The 857-nt window shown below is 57.8% G+C and carries 1 pseudogene; it reads left to right on the forward strand.

Annotation, left to right across the window (positions count from 1 at the left end):
- Window positions 1-73: 73 nt before the first annotated feature.
- Window positions 74-855, forward strand: a pseudogene (locus I3J13_RS25620) (IS5 family transposase).
- Window positions 856-857 lie beyond the last annotated feature (2 nt).

The following is an 857-nucleotide window of genomic DNA, read 5'->3' on the forward strand; positions in this document are numbered from 1 at the left end:
CTAGGCCCTGTTGACAAAGTGGATTCCCAAATCAGCTGAAGCGTGATTCAAGACTGCTTTTTAGGAGGCAGTTTTGGCTCGCGGCGACCTAACGGATATAGAGTGGCGGATCATCGAGGGGCTTCTGCCCACCGAACGCGGCAGGAAGTCCCGACCGTCGCACGATAATCGGCGGTATCTGAACGGTATGCTGCATGTTCTTCGGGTCGGATGCCCCTGGCGGGACATGCATGAGCGCTATGGCAAGTGGAATTCGGTCTATGTACGCTTCCGCCGTTGGGCCGAACAAGGCGTTTGGGACGCCCTGCTTGAGACCCTCGTCGAACTGGGGCTGACAGATGACTGGCAGCACATGATCGACAGCACCACTGTTCGCGGCCATTCGCAGGCGGCGGGCGCAAAAGGGGGACTTATCAGGAGGCTTTTGGTCGATCACGCGGCGGCTTTACGACGAAAATCCACGCCCGAGCAGACGGTCAGGGCCGCCCTCTTGGCTTTGTACTGACAAGCGGTGAGGCTTCGGATTACAACGCCGTTCCTGCCTTGCTGACGATACCGGTCGGCAAACCGAGACTGTTCCTTGCCGACAAAGGCTATGACGGCGATTTCCTGCGCGAGGAACTGCTGATCCATGGCATCAGGCCTGTGATCCCACCAAAGGCCAACCGGAAGAACCCACCAGCCTGCGACTTCCGGGCATACAGGGATGGAAACCGCATCGAGCGGATGTTCAACCGCCTCAAGCAGTTCCGTCGCGTCGCGACCCGATACGACAAGACACGAAAATCCTTCTCAGCATTCCTTGCCCTAGCCGCTGCAAAGATATGGTTGCCATACTTTGTCAACAGGACCTAGCA

The sequence above is a fragment of the Agrobacterium leguminum genome, assembly GCF_015704895.1.
GTDB lineage: Bacteria > Pseudomonadota > Alphaproteobacteria > Rhizobiales > Rhizobiaceae > Agrobacterium > Agrobacterium leguminum.